This window comes from Streptoalloteichus hindustanus (assembly GCF_900129375.1).
GTDB lineage: Bacteria > Actinomycetota > Actinomycetes > Mycobacteriales > Pseudonocardiaceae > Streptoalloteichus > Streptoalloteichus hindustanus.
The window spans coordinates 20,228-43,584 of sequence record NZ_FQVN01000008.1 but is presented as its reverse complement, the minus strand read 5'-3'; the positions used below and the strand labels follow the sequence as shown (position 1 = coordinate 43,584).

Sequence of the window (23,357 nt, the reverse complement as noted above, 5' to 3'; positions counted from 1 at the left end):
CGGGAAGAGACCGAGGACGAGTGCCGGTCTCCCCGCGACCAGCACTCGTCCCGGCGTTTCCCAGCGATCACGCCGGCTGCGGCGACACCGCTGTGCGACTCAGACGTTGAAGCGGAACTCGACCACGTCGCCGTCGGCCATGACGTAGTCCTTGCCCTCCATGCGGACCTTGCCGGCGGCGCGGGCCGCGGTCATCGAGCCGGCACCGACCAGGTCGTCGAAGGAGACGACCTCGGCCTTGATGAAGCCGCGCTCGAAGTCGGTGTGGATGACGCCGGCGGCCTGCGGGGCGGTCCAGCCCTTGCGGATGGTCCAGGCTCTGGCCTCCTTCGGACCCGCCGTGAGGTAGGTCTGCAGGCCCAGCGTGTGGAAGCCGGCGCGGGCCAGCGCGTGCAGGCCCGGCTCGTGCTGGCCGATCGACTCCAGCAGCTCCCGCGCGGACTCCTCGTCCAGCTCCAGCAGCTCGGCCTCGACCTTGGCGTCCAGGAACACCGCGTCGGCCGGGGCCACCAGCTCGCGCAGCTCCTTGACCCGCGCCTCGTCGCTCAGCACGCCCTCGTCGGCGTTGAAGACGTAGAGGAACGGCTTGGTCGTGAGCAGGTTCAGCTCGCGCAGCTCGGTGGTGTCGACCTCGGCCTGCGCGGAGAACAGCGTGCGGCCGGCGTCGAGGACGGACTTGGCGGCCTGCGCGGCCTCCAGCGCCGGGCGCCGGTCCTTCTGGACCCGCGCCTCCTTCTCCAGCCTGGGCAGCGCCTTCTCCAGGGTCTGGAGGTCGGCCAGGATCAGCTCGGTGTTGATGGTCTCGATGTCGCTGCCCGGGTCGACGCGGCCGTCCACGTGCACCACGTCCGGGTCGTCGAACACCCGGATGACCTGGCAGATCGCGCTCGCCTCGCGGATGTTGGCGAGGAACTTGTTGCCCAGGCCAGCGCCCTCCGACGCCCCCTTGACCAGGCCCGCGATGTCGACGAACGACACCACGGCCGGCACGATGCGCTCCGAGCCGAAGATCTCGGCGAGCTTGTCCAGCCGCGGGTCGGGCAGCGGCACCACGCCGACGTTGGGCTCGATCGTCGCGAACGGGTAGTTCGCCGCGAGCACGTCGTTGCGGGTCAGTGCGTTGAACAAGGTCGACTTGCCGACGTTGGGCAGGCCGACGATGCCGAGGGTCAGGCTCACGGGCGTCCAGTCTACGGGCCGCCCCGCCGCCCCCGCCCCGGCCTGGGCAAACCGCCCCGACCAGCCCCTCGCGCCCTGCCTCGCGGAAAAACTCCTGGGCAAGCTCGCCGCTGGACACGCTCATTCCCCTGCGCACCTCGTCCTGGGCGGCCCGGATTTCCTCCACCGCGCCGGGCGTGGCCACCAGGTCTGCGGTTTCGTCCCGATCCGCGTCCGGATCGGACTGCCCAGGGGGGTCGGTTCAGATCATCTCCACCGCCGTCTCCCGGGTGGTCCCGCCCCGCACGAGCTGTGAGGGCTGCCGCCAGCCCGTTGCTTGAGTGCGACGAGGACAGTCACAGTGACAACCACACAGCGTGTCCAGCACAGAACCTTCCGTGGTTACGCGGGGGAAATTGTTCGACCACGCGGGCAAAGCAGGCGGGCGGCTCCACCAGGAGGGGACAGCGGGACGGTCGCGTCCGATTTCCGCCAGTCCGGGGGTTCGGGCGCTGGCAGGATCGGTGTTGTGCCCCTCGATCCGGAACGCGCCTACCGGGCCGTCGCCTCCCGCGACGCCCGCTTCGACGGCCACTTCGTGACGGCCGTGCGCACCACGGGGATCTACTGCCGCCCCTCGTGCCCCGCGGTCACGCCCAAGCGCGGGAACGTGGACTTCTACGTGACCGCCGCCGCCGCGCAGGCGGCGGGCTTCCGGGCGTGCCGCCGCTGCCTGCCCGACGCGGTGCCCGGCTCGCCGGAGTGGAACCTGCGGGCCGACCTCGCCGGACGCGCCATGCGGCTGATCGCCGACGGCGTGGTCGAGCGGGACGGCGTGCCGGGGCTGGCCCAGCGGCTGGGCTACTCCGAGCGGCACCTGACCAGGGTGCTGGCCACGGAGCTGGGCGCCGGGCCGCTCGCGCTGGCCAGGGCGCACCGCGCCCACTCGGCCCGGCTGCTGATCGAGACCTCGGCGATGCCGTTCACCGAGATCGCGTTCGCGGCCGGCTTCGCCAGCGTCCGGCAGTTCAACGACACGATCCGCGCCGTGTTCGCGGCCACTCCCTCGGCGATGCGCGCCGCCGCCGAGCGGCGCCAGCGGCCGGGGGTGGCGCCGGGCACGCTGACCCTGCGCCTGCCGTACCGACCGCCGTTCCACGCCGATGGCGTGCTGGCCTTCCTCGCCGCGCGCGCCGTGCCCGGCGTGGAGCAGGTGGCGGACGGCACGTACTCGCGGGCGCTGCGCCTGCCGCACGCCGCCGCGACGGTCCACGTCACGCCCCAGGACGGGCACGTCGAGTGCCGGCTGCGGCTGGGCGACGTGCGCGACCTGGGCAGCGCGGTGAACCGCGTGCGCCGGCTGTTCGACCTGGACGCCGACCCGTGCGCGGTGGACGGGCTGCTGGCGAGCGACCCCGCGCTCGCGCCGTCGGTGGCGGCGACGCCGGGTGTGCGGGTGCCGGGCAGCGTCGACGGCGCGGAGACGGTGGTGCGCGCGGTGCTCGGCCAGCAGGTGTCGGTGGCAGCCGCGCGCACGGCGGCCTCGGCGCTGGTGACCGCGCTGGGCGAGCCGCTGTGCACGCCGGACGGTCCGCTCACGCGCCTGTTCCCGAACATGGAGGTGATCGCGGAGCGGGCGCACGAGGTGCTGACCGGGCCTCGCCGGCGCATCGACACCGTGCGCCGGGTCGCCGCCGCGATGGCGGAGGGCTCGGTGGACGTGCACGTGGGCCGGTCGCCGGAGGAGCTGGAGGCGGAGCTGACCGCGCTGCCCGGGATCGGGCCGTGGACGGCGCGGTACGTGCTGATGCGGGTGCTCGGCGCGCCGGACGTCCTGCTCACCTCGGACAGCGCGTTGCGCAAGGGCGCCGGCCGGCTCGGACTCGTGTCCGATGTGGACGGTCTGGCGGCCAGGGGCGGCACCTGGCGGCCGTGGCGCTCCTACGCGGGCATGCACCTGTGGCACGCGGCCGCCCTACCCATCACCAGCACTGACAGGAGAAGCGCATGACCACCACGTTCGTGTCCACTGTGGACACCCCGACCGGCCCGTTCACGGCGGTCGTCGACCAGGACGGCGTGGTGCTCGCCTCCGGCTGGACGGCCGACCTCGCCGAGCTGCTGACCCCGGTCCACCCCTCCCTCCGCCCCGAGGCCCCGGTCGAGCGGGCCGACCTCGGCCCGGTCACCGCCGCGATCCGCGCCTTCCACGCCGGCGAGCTGGACGCGATCGACGGGATCGAGGTGCGCCAGCGCTCCGGCGAGTTCCTGGAGCACGCGTGGCGGGTGCTGCGGAAGGTGCCGGCCGGCGAGCCGATCACCTACACCGCCTACGCGGCGCTCGCCGGGCGCCCCGCCGCGGTGCGCGCCGCCGCGTCGGCCTGCGCGCGCAACGCCGCGGCGTTGTTCGTGCCCTGCCACCGGATCATCCGCACGGACGGGTCGCTCGGCGGCTTCCGCTGGGGCCTGGCCGTCAAGCGGTGGCTGCTGGCGCACGAGGGCGAGGGCGACGCGCAGCGCTAGCCCGGAGACCGGAGCGCCGCGCACCGCGCACCGCGCACCGCGCACCGAGGCGACGCCCCGGTCCCGACGCTGGGACCGGGGCGTCACCATGAGCGCCGCGAGGCCCGCGCGGCGGCGGACACCTCGACTTCGGTAGCGCTCAGCCGGTGCGGAGCTCCAACGTCGAGCCGGTGCGGGCCTTGCGAACCCGGAGCCGGACCGGGATGCGTTGCCGCAGCTCCTCGACGTGCGAGACCAGCCCGACCACGCGGCCGCCGGCGCGCAGCTCGTCCAGCGTGTCCATCACCAGGTCGAGCGCTCCGGCGTCGAGCGTGCCGAACCCCTCGTCGACGAACAGCGTGTCCAGCACCGCGCCCCCGGTCTCGGCCGCGACGACGTCGGCGAGGCCCAGCGCGAGGGACAGCGAGGCCAGGAACGACTCGCCGCCGGAGAGCGTCCTGGCCGGGCGCACCTGGCCCGAGTAGTCGTCGAGCACGTCCAGGCCCAGCCCGCCGCGCGTGCCCCGGGGGCCGGCGACGTCGGAGTGCACGAACGAGTAGCGCCCCTGGCTCATCCGCTGGAGGCGGGTGGTCGCGGCCACCGCGACCTCCTCCAGCCGGGCGGCCAGCACGTAGGAGCGCAGCGAGATCTTGCGGTGGTTCTGGCCGCGCCCGTTGACGACGTCGGTGAGGGCCGCGAGTTCGGCGTACTCGGTCTGCGCCGGACCGAGGTCCGCCCACGCCGCACGCAGCCGCTCCGCCAGCCCGGCCACGGCCCGCCCCCGGCCCTCGGCCGCCGCGGCGGCCGACACGGCCTCCTCGCAGCGGCGCCGGGCCAGCTCCGCGGCCTCCCTGGCGGACTCCACGTCGACCACGAGGTCCGGCGCGACCCCGGCCAGCTCGGGCTGGGCGAGGACGTCGCGCGCGGCGGCCTCGCGGTCCCGCACGGCGCGCACGCGTTCGGCGAGGTCCGCCAGCACGCCCTCGGGCCGGGCCGCGGCCAACGCGGCGGCGACGTCCGGGAAGCCCGCTGCGGCGACGGCCTCGTCCAGGGCCTGGGCCTGTTCGGTCACGCGCTGACCCGCCGCGTCGAGCGCGGAGCGCGCCGCAAGGAGGGCGTCGAGCGTGTTGGCGAGCGCGAGGAGGTGGTCGCGGCGCGCCGCCACGTCGACGTGCTCGCCCCTGGCGCGCTCCAGCCGCTCGGCGCGCTGGCGCACGAGCTCGGTCAGCTCCCGGTGCTGGGCCTCGGCGGCGCTCACCGCGCGTTCGGCCTCGACCTGCTGCGCGTGCGCCCGGCGGCTGGCCTGGTCGAGATCGCGCAGCTCGCCTTCCCACCGCGCGGCGGTCTCCGCGAGCGCGGACGCCTCAGCCCATTCACTGTCCACAGCGGACAGTTCGGCGGCGAGCGCGTCGGCGGTCCGGCCGGCCAGGCGTTCGACCAGCGCGGCCACCTCCGCCTCGGCCTCGTGCTGGGCCCGCTGGGCCCGTTCCCGCGCGGCCTGCGCCTCCTGCTCGGCGCTCTGCGCCCGACGCTCGTCGGCGTCGGTGACACCGCCCTCGGTCGCCCGCGCCGGCTCGGGGTGCTCGGCCGAGCCGCACACCGGGCAGGGCTCGCCGGGCGCCAGTCCCCGCGCCAGCTCGGCCGCCATGCCGTCGAGGCGACGCTGTCGGAGGTCGAGCAGCCGCTCCCTGGCCCGCTGGTGGGCGTCCACGGCCTCGCTCGCCCTGGTCGCCGCGAGCTCCGCCCGCTCCCGGGCCTTCGGCACCGCCCTGGCGTCCCGGAGCGCGGCCGTCAGCTCGGCGCGCCGCGCGTCCAGGCCGGGCAGCAGCGCCGCAGCCGCCCTGGCCCGGTCCAGCCCCGCCCTGGCCTCCTCGACCAACGCCGGGAGGTCCCCGGCCAACTTCGCCAGTTGCTCGACCTGCTGCCGGCCCTGGAGCGCCCGGTCGGCCAGCTCGACCAGTCGCCGCTCGTCGGCCCGCTGCCGCTCCGCCTCCGCGACCGCGCCGGCCAGTTCCCCGGCCTGCTCGCGGCTCCGCGCCGCCGCGCCGCGCAGGTCGCCGTCGTCGCCCCAGCCCAGGGAACGCGCGTGCGCGGTGGCCCGCTCGACCTCCTGCCGCGCCTGGTCCACCGCCTCCTCCGCGCGGTCCAGGGCACGCCGCGCCGCGACAGCTGGCACCGCGCGGCGCGCGGCGTCGTGCTCGACCTGCCAGGCCGCCACCTCGTCCTGCCGCTCGGCCAACGCGGCCAGCTCGGCGGTGGCCTGGCGCACCCGGCGGACCCGTTCGGCCAGCTCCCGCCGCTCCAACAACTCGGCCTCGGCCGCCTCCTGGTCGGCCCTGGCCGCGCCGGCCGCCGCCACCGTCCGCGCGGCCTCCTCGCGCACCCGCTCCAGCAGCGTGTCGAGCCAGGTCGTGTCCGGTTCCTCCGGGCGCTCCTCGCCGGCGGCCTGGGCGACCCGCGCCGCGAGCTCCAACGCGTCGCGTTGCTGGTCGCGCAGCTCGCGGCCGCGCTCGCGACGGCGCTCCTCGAACCACCGCTCGACGTCCAGGAACCGCTCGGTGCCGAACAGCCGCTCCAGCACCTGTTCCCGCTGGGTGGTCTCCGACCGCAGGAAGCGGGCGAACTCACCCTGCGGCAGCAGCACGACCTGGAAGAACTGGTCGGCGCTCATGCCGAGCAGCCGCTGCACCGTGCGGCCCACCTCGTCGACCCGGGTCAGCCCCTCCGGCGGTGCCCCGCCCTCCGGCATCGCCACCCAGGTCAGCGACGCCTTGGCCGGCTGCCTGGTCGTGCCGCCGCCGCGCTTCTTCGGCCGCTCGTACTCGGGGCTCCTGGCGACCCGCAGCCGGTGCCCCTGGACCGTCAGCTCAAGCGCGACGGCGGTCGGCGTGTCCGCGTCGGCGAGGCGGCACCGCAGCTCTCCCGCCTTCAGCGTCTCGCGCGCGCCCGGCACCCTGCCGAACAGGGCGAACGCCACCGCGTCGAGCAGCGTGGTCTTGCCGGCGCCGGTGTCGCCGTGCAGCAGGAACAGCCCGTCAGCGCCCAGCGCGTCGAAGTCCACGACCTCGCGGCGCGGGTAGGGGCCGAACGCCGAAAGTTCGAGCCGGTGCAGCCTCACGCCTGCACCTCCGCGCGCCGGACCGCCGCCAGCGCCTCCTTCAACAGGGCGCGCTCCCCCTCGTTCGGCTCCGAGTTGCGGCAGTCCTCGACGAAGTGGCAGGCGACCTCGTGGTCGTCGCGGTTGCGCACCACCTGCGCGTACCGCAGCTGGGCCGCCTCCCGGCCGCCCTCCGGCCGCCACTCCAGGTGCACGGCGTGCGGGAAGCGCTCCTGCAACCGGCGCATCGCGTCCAGCGGGCGCACCTGGTCGGTCAGCACGACCGACAGGAAGTGGTCCGTCAGCTCCGCGTGCCGGGGGTCGGCGAGCAGGTCGTCGAGCCGGCCCGAGACGGTCGCCAGGGGCCGGGGCACCGGCAGCTCGCGCCGCTCGACGCCGGCCAGGCCGTCGGCGTCCATGTCGACCAGCCAGACCGACTTGCGGTGCCCGACCTCGGAGAACGAGTAGGCGAGCGGGCTGCCGGAGTACCGGAGGTGCTCGGCGAGCACCTGGGGTCCGTGCAGGTGGCCGAGGGCGACGTAGTCGACCCCGTCGAACACCGAGCCCGGCACGTGCTCGACCCCGCCCACCGAGATCGTGCGCTCGGACTCGCTGGCGGCCCCGCCGGTCACGAAGGCGTGCGCGAGCACCACCGAGCGCGCGCCCGGACGGGCGGCGAGGTCGGCCCGGACGCGGCGCATCGCCTCGCCGAGCACGGCGGCGTGCCCCCGCTCCTCGACGCCGAGCCGCTGACGCGCCGGGTCGGGCTCCAGGTAGGGGATGCCGTAGATCGCGACCGGGCCGTGCTCGTCGGTCAGCACGACCGGCTCGTCGAGGCCGGAGATCCGGGTCCGCAGGTGCAGGCCGCCGGCCGCCGCGAACTCGGCGTACGCGCCGAGCCGGGGCGCGGAGTCGTGGTTGCCCGGGGTGATCACGATCCGCGCGCCGGTCTCGCCGATCGCCCGCAGCACGCGGTGGCAGGTCTGGACGGCCTCGCCCGAGGGCACCGCCCGGTCGTAGAGGTCGCCGGCGACCAGCACGACGTCCACCCGCTCGGCCGCCACCACCTCCGCCAGGTGTGTCAGCACCTCCTCCTGCTCGCGGAGCAGGTCGCGGCCGTGGAACGTCCGTCCCACGTGCCAGTCGGAGGTGTGCAGCAGCCGCATGGGTCGCAACGGTAGGGCCCCGACGTCGCCGCGCCGCGCGGCCCCCTCCGCCCCGTGTCGCCCGTGTCGCACCCGCGGGCACCTGCGCCATGATCGGGGAGGGAGGCGAACTGTGACCTCGGTAGTGATCACGACGGCGGCCGTGGCAGTGGCCCTGCTGCTGGCCGCGGCCCTGGTGTTCTTCTGGCGGCTCTACACCGACAGCGTGCGACGGGCGGACACGGCGCTCGCCGCCGTCGAGGCCGAACGCGCCCGCACCCGCGAGCACCAGGCGGCGCTGCGCCGCTACGAGGTGGCGTTCGCGTCCGTCAGCGGGCGGGGCGAGCTGGGCGAGCGGGTGCTGGTGGAGACCGCGCGGGCGCTCGGCCTCCGCGAGGGCCTGCACTTCACGGTGCAGACCGACCTCGCCGGCGGCGGCGCCGCCCGGCCGGACCTGGTGCTGGCGGTCGGCGGCGGCCGGCGGGTGCCGGTCGACGCCAAGACCAGCCTCGCCGTGTGGGCCGAGGCGGTGGAGACCCACGACCCCGCCGAGCGGGCGGACGCGCTGCGCGTGCACGTCCGCAACATCCGCGCGCGGGCCGCCGAGCTGGCCGGCAAGGGCTACGAGCGCTGGGCGGACGCGATCTACGGCACCGTGATGTTCGTACCCTCCGACGCGGCGGTCGTCGCGGCCATGGACACCGACCCCGGCCTGCTCTCCTGGCTGCTGGACCGGCGGATCTTCCTGTGCGGGCCGACCGGCTTCGCGGTCGTGGCCTCGGCCGCGCTCTTCGCGGCCACCGAGCGCGCCCTGGCCGACGACGTGGACCGCGTGCGGAGCCAGGCGGCGCGGGCGCACCGCTCGGCCGCCTCGGCCGTCGACGCGGTCAACCTGACCAGCACGCACCTGCGGAACTTCCTGTCGGCGCGCCGGCGTGAGCTTGAGGCGCTGGAGAGCTTCCGCGCGGCGGTGGAGCCGCTCACCGAGACGGCGGCCAGCCCGACCCCGCTGCCGCCGGTGCGCCGGGAGGACGACGCCACGGCGCTGGACCTGCCGGCCAGCCCGAACGGACGGCCGGAACCGACGTCGGAGCCGGCGGCAGGGCCGAAGCCGTCCGGCGGCTGACCGGCGGCTGACCGGCGGCTGACCGGCCCCGCCGGGGACGCGCCGCCGAAGACCCGGAGACCGAAGACCCGGAGACGGCGGGGCGCCGGCGTCCCCCTGTGCGGGGAGGACGCCGGCGCCCCTCGACGCCGTGTCGCGGTGGCCCCGACGACGACGGGGCTGCCGGGCGGATCAGGAGTCCCGCGACTCCCTGGGCGCGGCCGCCACGGCCGACCCGCGCCGCCGCGCGAGCACGAGCGTCGTCCCTCCGACGCCGAGCAACACCACCGCCGCGAGCGCTGTCCACATCACGTCCGCGCCGGTGCTGGCCAGGTCGCCGGTCGTCCTCTCCTGCCGGGCCGCCGCCACCTTCTGGTCGGTCGGGGCGCCGCCCGGACCGGACGGGGCCGCGCCGTCGCCCGGACCCGTCGGGGCCGCACCCGCCGCGGCCGGTCCGGGCGACGCCGAGGAAGTCGGCGCGGACGCCCCCGAGGGGCGTGCGGCGGTCGAGCGGCCGCCGTCCGGGCCGGCCCCCGCCCGGTCGCTGGTCGCCGTGCGGGGCAGGCAGGCGCCCCGGAACGGCACGAAGTGGGTGTGCACGCCGGGGCCGACGGTCACCACCGAGTCCACGGCGAAGCCGCCGAAGACGTGGCCGACCGCGCCGGGGGCGCCGAGCGTCAGCCGGGCGTGCGGGGCGAGCACCAGGCCCGGCCAGGGCGCGGTGCCCTGGATGGCGAGGTGGGTGGCCTCGGGGAAGTTCCACAGCAGGTGCTGGCCGAACCGCGCGAAGGCCGGCGCGGACGCGTCGACCCACGCGCCGCCGTCCCAGAACAGCACCGCCTTCAGCGCGGCGGCGGTGTCGTACTTCGCGCCGGTCACGTTGACCAGCGCGGTCACCCCGGCGGCGACCCTGATCCTGATCTCCGCGGCGGCCGCGAGCTGGTCCGCGTCCACGGTGAACACCACGGCCCCGGTGTCGTCCTCGCCGGTCAGCGTCAGCGCGCCGCCGTCGAGGACGGCCTGGCCGGTGGGGGTGAGACCGGCCCACGCCTTCGCCCTGGCGTCGAGGGCGGCGAACTCGGCGGGGAAGTCCACCGCCGTGCCGACGCCGACCCGGGCGCCGGGCGTCCTCGCCGTGAGCCGGACCTCGCCCTGGTCGTCCAGGCTGCCGAACCGCGCGCCGCCCCGGGCCAGCAGCAGGTCGTAGGCGGTGAGCCGGCCGCCGACGACGACGTCGGCCCGCGCCGCGTCCAGGCCGAGATGGGCGCCGACGTCCACCGACGGGTCGGCTCCGACGGTGAACCCGGTCCTGGCGTCCCGCGCGCCTAGACGCGCGTTGCCGCCGATCGCCACCCGGCCCTCCGAGTGCCCCACGCGCGCGGCGTCGTGCCGAACGAACTCGGTGAAGTCCGCGGCGAGCCCCAACCCGCCCGGATCGCACGCCGGGGGCCCGGCGGCGGCCGGAGCGGCCTGGGCCGCCAGCACGCCGCCGCCGAGCGGCGACACGACGAGTAACGCGACGAGCGAGGCCAGCACACGGTGTCCGCGCATTCGGAATGCTCCAGGGATCAACCATCGGGGGACCCGGCCCGGGGGTGACGCCCTCACCCGACCCGGCGCGCCGGGAAGCTACACCGGAAGACATTCGGGCTTCGAGCCCTCGGAAATCACGCACGGAATCTCACCTTCGCGCGGACGCATCCCCACTCACCTGGGGGAAGTCAACACGGTGAGGGGGCGGGAAACCCCGGCGCGGTGTCGCCGACCCGGCGGACAATCACCCGAAAGAGATCATCGGCGGTAACGTCCCCGCCCCGGGCCGCGATGACGCGGAGATGACCGGGCCGGCCCCCGTCACCCCAATGTCCCAGTGACGGCAGAGCCCATCGGGCGCACCCCAGGGCCGACGATCGGGCGAGAGGCAGCGACGCACGGTGTCCGGTCCCGAGCCCGCCGGGGGCCGCCCGCCCGAGACCCTTCACCCCTCCTCGCGCTGCACCGAGGCCAGGAAATGTGAAATCTCGACGGTTTTCTCGTGGAGCTCCCGATAACGGCGGAAGAACTCGCGGTATCGCGGCGCGTGCTCCGCGACGGGGCGCACCACCGACCGCACCGGATTCCACCGTTCCGGATCGACGTCGATTCCGAGCGCGACCGCCGCCAACACCGCGTCGCCCAGGCACGCGCCGACCGTGTGCTCCGGGACGTGCTGCTCGCGCTCCACGACGTCCGAGACGATCCGCGTCCACAGCCCGCCCTGCGTGCCCCCGCCCACGGCGACGAGCCGCCGCGGCCGGCCCCCGGCCTCCCGCATCACCTCCAGGTTGTGCCGGACGCCGTACGCCGTCGCCTCCAGGGCGGCGCGGTACACCTCGGCCCTGCCGTGCGCGGTCGTCAGCCCGGCCAGCACACCCCGCGCGTCCGGGTCGAACAGCGGGGTGCGCTCGCCGGCGAAGTAGGGCAGGAGCAGCAGCCCCCTGCTGCCCGGCGGCACCCGCCGCGCCTGCTCCACCAGCTCGGCGTAGTGCCCGCCGACGAGCCGGCGCAACCAGTCGGTGACCGCCCCCAAGGTCGCCATCCCCGCCGCGAGCGTGCGCGTGCCGGGGAACGCCCCGCACGTGCCCCACAGGCCGGGGTGCGGGCGCAGCTCGTCCACCACCTGCACCAGGAACATCGTCGTGCCGTACATGACCATCACGTCGCCCGGCTCCCGCACGCCCACGCTGGCCGCCTCCGCCCAGGCGTCGACCGTGCCCGCGGTCACCGGCAGGCCGACGGGCAGGCCCGTCTCGGCGGCCGCCGCGGCCGTGACCGAGCCGACGACCTCGGTCGGCCACGCCAGCTCCGGCAGCGGCAGCCCCGGCGCGACCGCCTCGGCCCAGTCCGCCGCCCAGGTCCCCGCCGCCAGGTCGTACAGCGGCGCGCACTGGCTGGCCGAGTGGTGGTCGAGCACGTAGCGGCCGGTGAGCCGGTGCACGAGGTACGAGCTGGCCATCAGCAGCCGGCGGGTGCGGCGGCTCACCTCCGGCTCGTGCTCGGCCAGCCAGCGCAGCTTCGGCCCGACCGCCTGGGAGGTCAGCGGGGAGCCGCACCGGCGCAGCACGGCGTCCGCGCCCAGCTCGGCGTTCAGCTCCGCGATCTGGGCCGTCGCCCGGGTGTCGACCCCGTAGAGGATCGCCGGCCGCAGCGGGCGGCCCGCCTCGTCCGCGGGGAGCAGGCACGGCCCGATGCCGCTCACGGCGAGCGCGGCCAGGGGCCGCCCGGCGGCGGCCGCGAGCAGCTCGCGCGCCAAGGCGACGAAGTCGCCCCACCAGACCGCGTCCGCGTCGTGCTCGACCCACCCCGGCCGGGGCGTCGACACCGCGTGCGGCCGCTCGACCTGGCGGAGCACCCGCCCGTCGACGCTGGTCAGCACGCCCTTCGAGCTGGACGTGCCGATGTCGACACCGATCAGAAGATCCCCTGACCCCACGTTTCCCCCTCGACCGTTCCATGAGGTTGACTGCACGCGCTGAAGCCGGAACAACCCCAGGACCGTCTAACGTGAACCTCGTGACCGCGATCCGCGACCGCCGAAGCGACCTTGCCGGAGGCTCCCCCGACGGGGTTCCGCTGGCCGAGCGCTCGGTGTTCGGCAAGTCCCGTGGGCTGCCCTGGTGGGGGGCCGTGCTCCTGGCCTTCGGCCTCACCGGCGTCAGCGCGTTCGTGGACATGGAGCAGAGCAACGCCCTCGGCATGGTGTTCAAGGTCGCCTACTTCGTGGGCTGCCTGCTCGCCGTGTGCTGGGTGCGCCGCCGGAGCCTGTTCGGGCCGATGGTGCAGCCCCCGCTCGTGCTGGCCGTCGCCGTGCCCGTCGTGGTGCTGATCGGCAGCGGGGCGCCCGGCGCCGGCGGGATGTCCGCCAAGCTGCTCGCGATCGGCGCGCCGCTGATCAACGGCTTCCCGACGATGGCGGTCACCACCGGGGTGACGCTGGGCGTCGGCCTGCTGCGGGTGCTGCTCCAGAAGGACAGGACCGCCGGCGCGAAGCGCGAGCCGGCCGCCGCCGCGGACGACGCCGCCGACGAGCGCGAGCGCGACGCGGCGCGGGCCGGGAAGGGCGCGCGGGGCGCGGGCCCGGTCGGGTCGGGTCGGCCGGCGGCGAAGGCCGGCACGCCGGCCGCTCGCGGCGCGGCCGGCGGGTCCCGCCAGGGAGCGGCCGCCCCGCAGCGGCAGGCCGCCGCCGGACGCCCCCAGGCCGGACGCGCCGGGACGCAGCGCCGTCCCCGGCCGCGCAACGACGAGCTCTGAGAGCACGCGGGACCTCCTGCCTCTCGCCGACTCACCCGGGCCGCCGCGCCCGCTTCCGGCGAACCCGCACAGGGTCCCGCCGCCGGGCGGCCGCGGGTACCCCCAACCGACCGGAGAGAGCTGACCGAAGACACGAAGAACCCCGGGCGTCGGTGGACGCCCGGGGTTCTTCGTTCGGGTCTCTCAGCGCACGAGGTCCTTGCGCAGCTCCCTGGGCAGCGCGAAGGCGATCTTCTCGTTGGCGGTGGTGATCTCCTCGACGTCGGCCCAGCCCCGCTCGGCCAGCCACTCCAGGAGCTGCATCACCAGGATGTCGGGCACGGACGCGCCGCTGGTGACGCCGACCGTGGTCACGCCGGCCAGCCACGCCTCGTCGACCTCGTGCGCGTAGTCGACGAGGTGCGCGTCCCGGGCCCCGGCCTGCAGCGCCACCTCGACCAGCCGCTTCGAGTTCGACGAGTTGCGCGAGCCGACCACGAGGACCAGGTCGCACTCCGGGGCCATGGCCTTCACCGCGACCTGGCGGTTCTGGGTGGCGTAGCAGATGTCGTCGCTGGGCGGGTCCTGCAGCTCGGGGAAGCGCTCCCGGAGCTGGCCGACCCGCTCCATGGTCTCGTCCACGCTGAGCGTGGTCTGGGACAGCCAGATCACCTTGGCCGGGTCGCGGACGACGACCTTGTCCACGTCCTCCGCCTTGTCCACGAGCTGGATGTGCTCGGGCGCCTCGCCAGCGGTGCCCTCGACCTCCTCGTGGCCCTCGTGCCCGATCAGCAGGATGTCGTAGTCGTCCCTGGCGAACCGCTTCGCCTCCTGGTGCACCTTGGTCACCAGCGGGCAGGTCGCGTCGATGGTCCGCAGGCCGCGGTCGCGGGCCTCCTCGTGCACGGCCGGCGACACGCCGTGCGCGGAGAACACGACCAGCGCGCCCTCCGGCACCTCGTCGGTCTCCTCCACGAAGATCGCGCCCCGCTCGCGCAACGTCTCCACGACGTGCCGGTTGTGCACGATCTCCTTGCGCACGTAGACCGGCGGGCCGTACTTCTCCAACGCCAGCTCCACGGTCTCCACCGCGCGGTCCACGCCGGCGCAGTAGCCACGCGGCTTGGCCAGCAGCACGCGCCGGCGCGGCTGGTCAGGGGTGGTTTCGGGGGTGGCCGGGGTGCCCTCGCTCATGGCGACCAGCGTACGGGCCGGCCGGAGGAGCCGGTCACGGGGCGACGCAACTCACGGCCGCCGTTCGGAACCGATTCCGGCAGCGGGGTGGGCAGGAGCCCGACACCTGCGGCACGCTTAGGAGGTGACCATCAAGCCGCTCCCGCTGCCCATCCGGGTCGCCGCTGGCCTGGCCGTCACCGCGTTCGAGCAGGCCCGCCGGCTGCCGCAGCAGCTCGCCGGCCTCCCGGTGACCGTGGCCAGCCAGGCGTTGCAGCTGTCCATGCGGGTGCAGCAGCAGGTCACCGAGCTGGCGATCAGGGGCGACGAGGCGCTGGCGGCGCTGCGGCCGGTCGAGGACGAGCCCGAGTGGGCCACGTTCGACGAGGACCTGGAGCGCGGCGGCGTGGGCGCCCCCGACCGGACGGCGGCTGACCAGACGGCCTCCGACCGGACGGCCCCCGACGAGGAGCCCGAGGCCAGCCCGTGGTCCGAGGAGCCGCCGGCGGCGTTGGACGAGGAGCTGCTGGACACCGAGCTCGCCGACGAGGACGCCGCGCCCGGCGCCGCTGGCGGCGAGACGGGCGCGAAGGGCGAGGCGGGCGCCGAGATCCGGCACGCCGGCGAGGTCCCGGCGCCGGAGGAGCCCCCGCTGGCCGACTACGACGGCATGACCGTCGCCCAGGTGCGGGCGCGGCTGCGCCAGCTCCCGGTCGAGGACCTGGCCGCGCTGCTGGCCTACGAGCGGGCGCACGCCGACCGGCCGCAGTTCACCGAGATGCTGGCCAACCGGCTGGCCAAGGTCCGGGGAGCGTGAGCGCCGAAGCGGGTCCCCCCTCCGCCGAGCAGCCCTGGCCGGTCCGGACCGTCGCCCGCAAGATCGCGGAGTGGATCAACCGGCTGGGGACGGTGTGGGTGGAGGGCCAGGTCACCCAGGTCTCGGCCCGGCCGGGCACCGGCACCGCGTTCCTCACCCTGCGCGACCCGTCGGCGGACGTGTCGCTGACCGTCACCGCCCCGATCAACCTGGTGCGGTCGATGCGCCCGCCGCTGGCCGAGGGCAGCCGGGTCGTGGTGCACGGCCGGCCCACGTTCTTCGTCGGCCGCGGCACGCTGAGCCTGCGCGTCGACGAGATCCGCGCGGTCGGTGTGGGCGAGCTGCTGGCCCGGATCGAGCGGCTGCGCGGGCTGCTCGCGGCCGAGGGCCTGTTCGACCCGGCGCGCAAGCGGCGGCTGCCGTTCCTGCCCCACCGGATCGGCCTGGTCACCGGCCGGGCCTCGGCGGCGGAGCGGGACGTGCTGACCAACGCGCACGCGCGGTGGCCCGCCGCCCGGTTCCGGGTGGTCAACGTGGCCGTGCAGGGGCCGACGGCGGTCCCCCAGGTCGTGGCGGCGCTGCGGACCCTGGACGCCGACCCCGAGGTGGAGGTCATCGTGCTGGCCCGCGGCGGTGGCAGCGTCGAGGACCTGTTGCCGTTCTCCGACGAGGCGCTGTGCCGGGCGGTCGCGGCCTGCCGCACGCCGGTGGTGAGCGCGATCGGCCACGAGCCGGACACCCCGCTCGTCGACCACGTCGCCGACCTGCGCTGCTCGACCCCCACCGACGCGGGCAAGCGCGTGGTGCCGGACGTGGCCGAGGAGACGCACCGGGTGCACCAGCTCCGCGACCGGGCCCGCCGCGCCCTCCACGGATGGGTGGACCGCGAGTGCCGGCTGCTGGCCGCGCTGCGCAGCCGGCCCGCGCTCGCCGACCCGGTCGGGCCGCTGCTGCGTCGGGCTGACGAGGTGCGCGCGTTGCGGGACCGGGGGCTGCGCGCGGTGCGCGCCGAGCTGACCACCGCCGAAACGTTCCTTTCAGCGACACGATCACGCTTGACGACCCTCGGGCCGGCGGCCACGCTGGCCCGCGGATACGCGATCGTGCAACGCGTCTTCCCGGACGGCCACACGGAGGTCGTCCGTTCGGTGACCGAGGTCCCGCCGGAGACGGAGCTGCGGGTCCGGGTCGTCGACGGGGCGCTGCGCGCCCGGGTCGTCGACACCGGCGCGGAGGAGGTCGAACAGCGGTGAGCGGAGGTGAGCGATGCCGAACCCGGAACAGGTGCCCGCGTTCCTGCCGCTGACCGTCGCCGCGGCCCACTCCGCCGCCGAGTGCGCGGCGGACCCCACGACCGGCGAGGGCGCCAGGACCGTGCAGCGCAGGGCGGTGGAGGCCGACTCGGCCGCCGCGGACTGCTGGCTGGCGTTGCTCGCCGGCTGCGACGCCCCGAGCCGGCGGGCGCTGTCGTCCCGGTTGCGGGCGCTGTCCGAGGCCACGACGGCCCTGGCCGGTCCGCGGAGCCTGCGGCGCGTGGGCGAGGCGCAGGTGCGCATCGACGAGGCGGTGCGCGACGGCGACGGCGAGGAGTTCGCCGAGGCGCTGGTCGGCTACGACCAGGTGGTGGCGACCGCGGTGGTGAGCGTGCGGGGACGGTTGGGGAGCGCGACGGCGTGAGTGGACGGACGGAGGCCGAGCTGGCGGGCCTCGGCTACGAGCAGGCGCGGGACGAGCTGGCCGACGTGGTGCGTCGGCTGGAGGCCGGCGGGCTGTCGCTGGAGGACTCGCTCGCGCTGTGGGAGCGCGGCGAGGCGTTGGCCCGGCTGTGCGAACGGCACCTGGCGGGCGCGCGCGAGCGCGTGGAGAACGCGCTCGCGGTGGCCCGCGAGTCGGACGCCGCGCAGGAGCAGCCCCCGATCGCCGAGTAGTCCCCGACGTGCGGGCGGCTGGCCGTCAGCCCGACCGGCCGGCTGGCAGTCGACCGGCCGCCAGGCCGACCGGAGGCCCCGGCGCGACCGTCACCGGGGAGTCGGCACCGGGCGGCTGGACGACTCGACCACCGGGGCGCTCTGGGTGGCCGCCGCGAGCGCCCGGAACTCCGCTTCCGTGCCGCTGCCGGTGATCAGGAACTGCCGTCCGTCCACAGTGGTCGTCCACGCGCGCTCGTCGCGCTGCGCCGGGTGGATCTCCCAGCGGACGCCGTCGACCTCGACCGTCCCGCTCGCCCTGTCGTCCCGTCCGGTCTCGAACCGGAGCAGGTCCGGCCCCGGCGCGTCGGACTGGCTCAGCCGGACGTAGTGCCCCTGGTCGGTGAGCCAGCCCACCCGCACCGCGTACGGCTTGGGTGTGGCGTCCCCCACGCGGTCGACGCTCGACGAGTTGCCGTGCCAGCCGGCCGGGACGTTCGGCACCCGCACCGCGAACGGCACCCGCCCGGCCGCACGCCGGAGCTCGGCCGGGGCGTCGACCGTGGGCCGCACCGCGTTGGAGTCGACGGAAGGCCCGCCAGGACTGAAGGAACAGCCGCGCGTCACGCCCACCACGGCGGCGACGATCAGCACCAGGAACAGCAGCGACAGCACGATGTCGCGGACGCCGTGCTGGGCTCGGCTGCGGGGCGGCGGCGGGCTGCTCGGTGAGGCGGACACGTCCCCATCGTCTCAGGACCGCGTTCGGCGGTTGGTCCGGCGGGTACCGGGTCTGGGAGGATCGTCGCACTGCTGGGTGCCGCCGCCGCAGTGGATCCCCGCTGGTCGCGCCGGCGCCCACGGCTGATCAACGTTGATCCGCTGTGCTGATCCGGGAGGCGGAATGAGCACGTCCAACCCGACCACCGAGCGCCGGAGCGAGGCGCCGGACCGCAACCTCGCGCTGGAGCTGGTGCGAGTGACCGAGGCCGCCGCGATGGCCGCCGGCCGATGGGTGGGCCGTGGTGACAAGAACGGCGGCGACGGCGCCGCCGTGGACGCCATGCGCAAGCTCATCGGCACCGTCTCGATGCGCGGTGTCGTCGTCATCGGCGAGGGCGAGAAGGACGAGGCGCCGATGCTGTTCAACGGGGAGCAGGTCGGCAACGGCGACGGCCCCGAGTGCGACGTCGCGGTCGACCCGATCGACGGCACCACCCTGATGAGCAAGGGCATGCCCAACGCGCTGGCGGTGCTCGCGGTGGCCGAGCGGGGCGCGATGTTCGACCCGTCCGCCGTGTTCTACATGGAGAAGCTGGCCGTCGGGCCGGAGGCGGCCGACGTGATCGACCTGTCGGCGCCGGTGGCGGAGAACATCCGCCGGGTGGCCAAGGCCAAGAACACCGACGTGTCCGACGTCACCGTGTGCGTCCTGGACCGGCCCCGGCACGAGGGCCTGGTGCGGGAGGTCCGGCAGACCGGCGCCCGCATCCGGTTCATCAGCGACGGCGACGTGGCCGGCGCGATCTCGGCGGCGCGGCCGGGCACCGGCGTGGACATGCTGCTGGGCATCGGCGGCACGCCGGAGGGCATCATCGCGGCCTGCGCCATGAAGTGCATGGGCGGCGCGCTGCAGGGCCGGCTCTGGCCGAAGGACGAGGCCGAGCGGCGGCGGGCGCTGGACGCGGGGCACGACCTGGACCGGGTCCTCACCACCGACGACCTGGTGCGGGGCGACAACATCTTCTTCTGCGCGACCGGCATCACCGACGGCGACCTGCTGCGCGGCGTGCACTACCGCTCCGGCGGCTGCACGACGCAGTCGATCGTCATGCGCTCGAAGTCGGGCACGGTCCGCCTGATCGACGGCTACCACCGGCTGAGCAAGCTCCGGGAGTACTCGTCGGTCGACTTCGGCCCGGTGTGCGGCGACGAGGACGCGCAGCCCCCGCTGCCGTGACGGCCGTGCCGTGCCGACTCTGCCGTGACGACCTGTCGTGATGACTCTGTCGTGACAGCCTCGCTGCCCGGCCCCTGCCCCACTCCGGCGGCCCACCACACCTCGCGTGGTGGGCCGCCGGCGTTGTTCGATCTTCGATCTCCGCTGTCCGATTCCCCGACGTTCGTAGGTACCACCGGAGTGTGACGCTCGTTACTTTTCCGCTTATCCCCGTGAGGACTTCCGGGGAGAAACGGAGAAACCATCATGAGGGCACGTTCCCTGCTCGTGGGCCTCGTGGCGACCGCGGCCAGCGCGCTCAGCCTCGCCCTGCCCGCGGCGGCCGAAGCCGCTCCGCCCGCCGACGCGGACGTCACGCCGTACATCGTCAACGGCCGCAACGCGACCCAGACCTACAGCTTCATGGTCTCGCTCCAGCGCAACGGCAACCACTTCTGCGGCGGCTCGCTGGTGAAGCCGGACTGGGTGGTCACGGCGGCGCACTGCGTCCGGGGCACCTCGGCCGGCCAGGTGCAGGCCAGGATCGGCACCACCAACCGCACCAGCGGCGGCACCGTGGCCCGGGCCTCCCGGATCGTGGTGCACAACAGCGGTGACATCGCGCTGGTGAAGCTGACCCAACCGGTGCAGCAGACGCCGATCAAGGTCGCGGCGGACTCCGGCCCGGACGGCACCAGGACGCGGATCATCGGCTGGGGCCAGACCTGCCCGAACCGCGGCGGCTGCGGCGCCCCGGTCAACCTCCAGGAGCTGGACACCTCGATCGTGGCCGACTCCCGCTGTCGCGGCATCTCCGGCTCGACGGAGATCTGCACCAACAACCCGAACAACAACTCCGGCGCCTGCTACGGCGACTCCGGCGGCCCCCAGGTCAAGGCCGTCAACGGCCAGTGGGAGCTGATCGGCGCCACCAGCCGCAGCGGCAACGGCAGCTCGACCTGCGCCACCGGCCCGTCGATCTACGCCGACGTGCCGGCCTTCCGGTCGTGGTTGCAGACCTACACGGGCCCGCTGCGCTGAGCGCACGACCCGCACGGCACCACGGCGGCCCGCCTCCCCGCGGAGGCGGGCCGCCGTCCGTCGCCGTCCATTTCTTTCCACTGTGGACATACGTTGCGGCGCTTTCGCCAGGGAGCCCAGCGGAATCCCGTCTCGCCCTGCGAACACCACTCCACCCCGCACGTCCATCGGGGTTATGGCAAGGACTTATGCCGACCCCCTCCATTCGCAGGTACCTGGCCGCTCGGGGGCTGCCTACCGTCCCCGACTGACCCCGAATGAGGGCTTCGGGGAGAACGGAGACCAAGGACCGATGAGGGCACGTTCCCTGCTCGTGGGCCTCCTGGCCGCCGCCGGCACGGTGCTCGGCTTCGCCGCGCCCGCGGCGAGCGCCGCGCCGCCGGCCGAGGCCGATGTGACGCCGTACATCGTCGGCGGCCACAACGCCACCCAGACCTACAGCTTCATGGCTTCCCTGCAGCGCAACGGCAACCACTTCTGCGGTGGCTCGCTGGTCAAGTCGAACTGGATCGTCACCGCGGCGCACTGCGTCCAGGGCACCTCCGCCCGGCAGATCCAGGTGCGCATCGGCAGCAACGACCGCACCAGCGGCGGCACGGTCGCGCGGGTCAGCCGGGTGATCGTCCACCCCGCCTACGGCAGGGACGGCACCGGTGACATCGCCCTGCTCCAGCTGAGCTCGTCGGTGCGCCAGACGCCGGTCCGGATCTCCAGCGAGGCCGGCCCGGTCGGCACCGAGACCCGGATCATCGGCTGGGGCCAGACCTGTCCGACCCGCGGCGGCTGCGGCGCGCCCCGGGCCCTCCAGGAGCTGGACACCTCCATCACCGACGGCTCCGGGTGCAGCAACGGCTTCGACGGTGAGACCGAGATCTGCACCAACAACCCGGACGGGGACTCGGGCGCCTGCTACGGCGACTCCGGCGGCCCGCAGCTCAAGGCCGTCAACGGCCAGTGGGAGCTGATCGGCGCCACCAGCCGGGCGGGTGGCCGGACCAGCACCTGCGCGGTGGACCCGTCGATCTACACCGACGTCACCGCCTACCGGGGCTGGATCCAGCAGTACACCGGATCTCTCTGACCGCCCCTTCCCCCCAGGGGCACCGATGGCCCGTCCCACCCCTGCGGGACGGGCCATCGTTCGTTCCCCACCACCGGGCGAACCCCCGTCGCCCGTCCTCCCGGCGGAGTCAGCCGAACAGCTCAGCCGGGATAACCGAACGGTCCTGTCTGCTACTGCTTTCGGCTGCCTACGGTCGAGTCGTCCTGATGCGGTCAGGCAGAACGCAGGAGGGCCGATGCCAACCCGTTCCGTGTTCATCACCGTCATCACCGTCATCACCGCGGCGCTCAGCCTCGTCCTGGCTCCGGCCGCCGTCGCCTCGTCGCCCCCGGACCCCGCCGAGCAGCCGTACGTCATCGGCGGCAGGAACGCGACCGAGACCTACAGCTTCTCGGCGTCACTGCAGTTCCGCACGGACAACCGCCACCAGTGCGGCGCCTCGCTCGTCAAGTCGCGGTGGCTGGTCACCGCCGCGCACTGCGTCGTCGGCCGCACCGCCAACGAGTTCAAGGTCCGCGTGGGCAGCAACGACCGGAACGCCGGCGGCTCGGTGGCGAACGTCAGCCGGATCGTCGTCCACCCCCGCTACGCCGTCCAACGACCGTTCGGGGACATCGCCCTGCTGGAACTGGCGACCCCGGTCAGCCAGGCGCCGGTCCCGATCCCGCTGACCCCCGGCCTGGCCGGCACCCCCACCCGGATCATGGGGTGGGGCACCACCTGCCCCGCCCAGTCCTGCCCGACGGTGACGCAGAAGGAGCTCGACACGTCGATCCTGGCCGTGCAGCGCTGCACGAGGATCGACGGCGTCACCGAGATCTGCACCAACAACCCGAACAACAACTCCGGCGCCTGCTACGGCGACTCCGGTGGCCCCCAGGTCCGGCGGATCGACAACCGCTGGTACCTGATCGGCGCCACGAGCCGCAGCGGCAACAACGACCCGACCTGCGCCACCGGCCCGTCGATCTACACCAGCGTGGTCGCCTACCGGTCCTGGATCCAGCAGCACGTCGGCGTTCTCTGAACCGCCCCGGCGCCCGCCCATTCCAGGGCGGGCGCCGGTCTGTGGACACCCGGCGCGCGCCTCCGCGCGGTCGTCGCCGCTCGTCGGATCATCCGAAGTGGACAGACGCCGCGACCGGCAGCTCGACGAGGATCAGCCGATCGAAGCGGCGACCCACCTGAACGGATCTGCTGGATACTGCGTTCGGCGTAATAACGTCGGCCTTCCCACGACCGGAACCGGGGCGGAAGGAACGGAGAAAGGCCATGCGAACCCGCTTCCTGTTCGTCAGCCTGCTCAGCGCGGTACTCGGTCTGACGGTGACCGCCGGGGCCACCGCGGCGACCCCGCCGGACCAGGTGCGCGCACTCCACACCCACGACGACTCCAGGACCACGTCCAGCTTCACCGCCTCACTCCAACACCGCGCCAACAACGAACACCACTGCGGGGCGTCCCTGATCAAACCGGACTGGCTCGTCACGGCGGCGCACTGCGTGGTGGGCCGCCGCGCCGAGGACCTCCAGGCACGGGTGGGCAGCGGCGACCGGACCCGCGGCGGGACGCTGACCCACGTCACCCGGGTCGTGGTCGACCCGAGATACCAGGACGCGCGGCCGAACGGCGACATCGCCCTGGTCCAGGTCAGCCCCCGCGTCGAGCACACGCCGGTCCGGGTGGCGCGGACGGGCGCCCCCGCCGGAGCGCGGACCCGCGAGGTCGGCTGGGAGGCGGCCTGCCCCGACCCGGCCTGCGGGATCACCGTCCTGCGCGAGGTGGACACCGCGGTGACGACGCCGAACCGCTGCGACGACAGCCTCGACGCGAGCACCGAGATCTGCGCCCTCAACCCCACGGGCGTCCCCACGGCCTGCCGGGGCGACACGGGCGGGCCCCAGGTGCGCCCGATCGGCGCCCGCTGGGAGCTCGTCGGCACCACCAGCCGCCGCGGCGCCCGCGACCCGGCCTGCGCCACCGGCACCTCGATCCACACCAACGTCACGGCCTACCGGGCCTGGATCGAGCAGTACGCCGGCCCCCTGTGAACCAACCACCACCAGAACCACCTGTGGGTGCGGACGGGTCGCCGTCCGCACCCACGTCCGTTGCGGGCCGGGAAGCCCGGGCCTCTCCG

The 23,357-nt window shown here is 74.9% G+C and carries 20 protein-coding genes; 13 read left to right on the top strand and 7 right to left on the bottom strand.

Annotated features, from left to right (window positions below; all coding sequences use genetic code 11):
* Positions 1-99 precede the first annotated feature (99 nt).
* Positions 100-1,179, bottom strand: a complete 1,080-nt coding sequence (gene ychF / locus BUE43_RS23410) for a redox-regulated ATPase YchF (protein WP_073486969.1) — start codon at positions 1,177-1,179, stop codon at positions 100-102.
* Positions 1,180-1,687: 508 nt separating this feature from the next.
* Here ychF and BUE43_RS23405 point away from each other — a divergent pair.
* A complete protein-coding gene (locus BUE43_RS23405) occupies positions 1,688-3,169 on the top strand; it encodes a DNA-3-methyladenine glycosylase 2 family protein (RefSeq protein WP_083960073.1) in 1,482 nt (493 codons plus the stop codon).
* Positions 3,166-3,681 carry a methylated-DNA--[protein]-cysteine S-methyltransferase gene (locus tag BUE43_RS23400; RefSeq protein WP_073486967.1) on the top strand — a complete coding sequence of 172 codons (516 nt, stop codon included), beginning with the start codon at positions 3,166-3,168 and terminating at the stop codon, positions 3,679-3,681. The genes BUE43_RS23405 and BUE43_RS23400 overlap by 4 nt, the downstream gene beginning before the upstream one ends.
* Positions 3,682-3,820: 139 nt before the next feature.
* On the opposite strand, the gene BUE43_RS23395 is transcribed toward BUE43_RS23400, so the two are convergent.
* Both BUE43_RS23395 and BUE43_RS23390 read right to left on the bottom strand, forming a co-directional pair.
* A complete protein-coding gene (locus BUE43_RS23395) occupies positions 3,821-6,778 on the bottom strand; it encodes an AAA family ATPase (RefSeq protein WP_073486965.1) in 2,958 nt (985 codons plus the stop codon).
* A complete protein-coding gene (locus BUE43_RS23390) occupies positions 6,775-7,923 on the bottom strand; it encodes an exonuclease SbcCD subunit D (RefSeq protein WP_073486963.1) in 1,149 nt (382 codons plus the stop codon). The genes BUE43_RS23395 and BUE43_RS23390 overlap by 4 nt, the downstream gene beginning before the upstream one ends.
* A 112-nt stretch (positions 7,924-8,035) precedes the next feature.
* On the opposite strand from BUE43_RS23390, the gene BUE43_RS23385 reads away from it, so the two are divergent.
* The gene (locus BUE43_RS23385) at positions 8,036-9,028 is read left to right on the top strand and encodes a DNA recombination protein RmuC (protein WP_083960072.1); all 993 of its coding nucleotides are present in this window, start codon (positions 8,036-8,038) and stop codon (positions 9,026-9,028) included.
* A 171-nt stretch (positions 9,029-9,199) separates the two neighbouring features.
* Here the strand turns inward: BUE43_RS23385 and BUE43_RS23380 are convergent, their stop codons facing one another.
* Positions 9,200-10,558, bottom strand: a complete 1,359-nt coding sequence (locus BUE43_RS23380) for a choice-of-anchor A family protein (RefSeq protein WP_083960071.1) — start codon at positions 10,556-10,558, stop codon at positions 9,200-9,202.
* A 427-nt stretch (positions 10,559-10,985) separates the two neighbouring features.
* Entirely contained in the window at positions 10,986-12,479 is a 1,494-nt protein-coding gene (locus tag BUE43_RS23375) for an FGGY-family carbohydrate kinase (RefSeq protein ID WP_073486959.1), read from the bottom strand.
* An 80-nt stretch (positions 12,480-12,559) separates the two neighbouring features.
* Between BUE43_RS23375 and BUE43_RS23370 the strand changes: the two genes are divergently transcribed.
* Positions 12,560-13,297, top strand: a complete 738-nt coding sequence (locus BUE43_RS23370; protein WP_143174341.1) for a DUF6542 domain-containing protein — start codon at positions 12,560-12,562, stop codon at positions 13,295-13,297.
* 183 nt (positions 13,298-13,480) lie between these two features.
* Here the strand turns inward: BUE43_RS23370 and BUE43_RS23365 are convergent, their stop codons facing one another.
* On the bottom strand, positions 13,481-14,470 hold the full coding sequence (locus BUE43_RS23365; RefSeq protein ID WP_073486955.1) for a 4-hydroxy-3-methylbut-2-enyl diphosphate reductase: 990 nt from the start codon (positions 14,468-14,470) through the stop codon (positions 13,481-13,483).
* A 124-nt stretch (positions 14,471-14,594) separates the two neighbouring features.
* On the opposite strand from BUE43_RS23365, the gene BUE43_RS23360 reads away from it, so the two are divergent.
* Genes BUE43_RS23360 through BUE43_RS23345 form a run of 4 tightly spaced genes read left to right on the top strand, consistent with a single transcriptional unit; the run spans position 14,595 to position 17,194 of the window.
* The gene (locus tag BUE43_RS23360; RefSeq protein WP_327083474.1) at positions 14,595-15,266 is read left to right on the top strand and encodes a lipid droplet-associated protein; all 672 of its coding nucleotides are present in this window, start codon (positions 14,595-14,597) and stop codon (positions 15,264-15,266) included.
* Positions 15,263-16,519, top strand: a complete 1,257-nt coding sequence (xseA, locus tag BUE43_RS23355) for an exodeoxyribonuclease VII large subunit (protein WP_073486953.1) — start codon at positions 15,263-15,265, stop codon at positions 16,517-16,519. The genes BUE43_RS23360 and xseA overlap by 4 nt, the downstream gene beginning before the upstream one ends.
* A gap of 13 nt (positions 16,520-16,532) precedes the next feature.
* Complete coding sequence (locus tag BUE43_RS23350; RefSeq protein ID WP_073486951.1) at positions 16,533-16,943, top strand: hypothetical protein; 411 nt, start codon at positions 16,533-16,535, stop codon at positions 16,941-16,943.
* Positions 16,940-17,194: an exodeoxyribonuclease VII small subunit gene (locus BUE43_RS23345; protein WP_073486949.1), complete on the top strand. Its 255-nt coding sequence runs from the start codon at positions 16,940-16,942 to the stop codon at positions 17,192-17,194. The genes BUE43_RS23350 and BUE43_RS23345 overlap by 4 nt, the downstream gene beginning before the upstream one ends.
* A 90-nt stretch (positions 17,195-17,284) precedes the next feature.
* Here the strand turns inward: BUE43_RS23345 and BUE43_RS23340 are convergent, their stop codons facing one another.
* Positions 17,285-17,914 carry a DUF4245 domain-containing protein gene (locus BUE43_RS23340; RefSeq protein WP_073486947.1) on the bottom strand — a complete coding sequence of 210 codons (630 nt, stop codon included), beginning with the start codon at positions 17,912-17,914 and terminating at the stop codon, positions 17,285-17,287.
* Between the two features lie 163 nt (positions 17,915-18,077).
* Between BUE43_RS23340 and glpX the strand changes: the two genes are divergently transcribed.
* The 5 genes from glpX to BUE43_RS23315 all read left to right on the top strand — a co-directional run bounded on the left by glpX (position 18,078) and on the right by BUE43_RS23315 (position 23,268).
* A complete protein-coding gene (gene glpX, locus BUE43_RS23335; RefSeq protein ID WP_073486944.1) occupies positions 18,078-19,133 on the top strand; it encodes a class II fructose-bisphosphatase in 1,056 nt (351 codons plus the stop codon).
* A gap of 246 nt (positions 19,134-19,379) precedes the next feature.
* On the top strand, positions 19,380-20,153 hold the full coding sequence (locus BUE43_RS23330; RefSeq protein ID WP_073486942.1) for a S1 family peptidase: 774 nt from the start codon (positions 19,380-19,382) through the stop codon (positions 20,151-20,153).
* Between the two features lie 292 nt (positions 20,154-20,445).
* Positions 20,446-21,234: a S1 family peptidase gene (locus tag BUE43_RS23325; RefSeq protein ID WP_073486939.1), complete on the top strand. Its 789-nt coding sequence runs from the start codon at positions 20,446-20,448 to the stop codon at positions 21,232-21,234.
* 217 nt (positions 21,235-21,451) lie between these two features.
* Positions 21,452-22,243 carry a S1 family peptidase gene (locus BUE43_RS23320; protein WP_073486937.1) on the top strand — a complete coding sequence of 264 codons (792 nt, stop codon included), beginning with the start codon at positions 21,452-21,454 and terminating at the stop codon, positions 22,241-22,243.
* Positions 22,244-22,488: 245 nt separating this feature from the next.
* Entirely contained in the window at positions 22,489-23,268 is a 780-nt protein-coding gene (locus BUE43_RS23315) for a S1 family peptidase (protein WP_073486935.1), read from the top strand.
* The last annotated feature ends 89 nt before the right edge of the window (positions 23,269-23,357 follow it).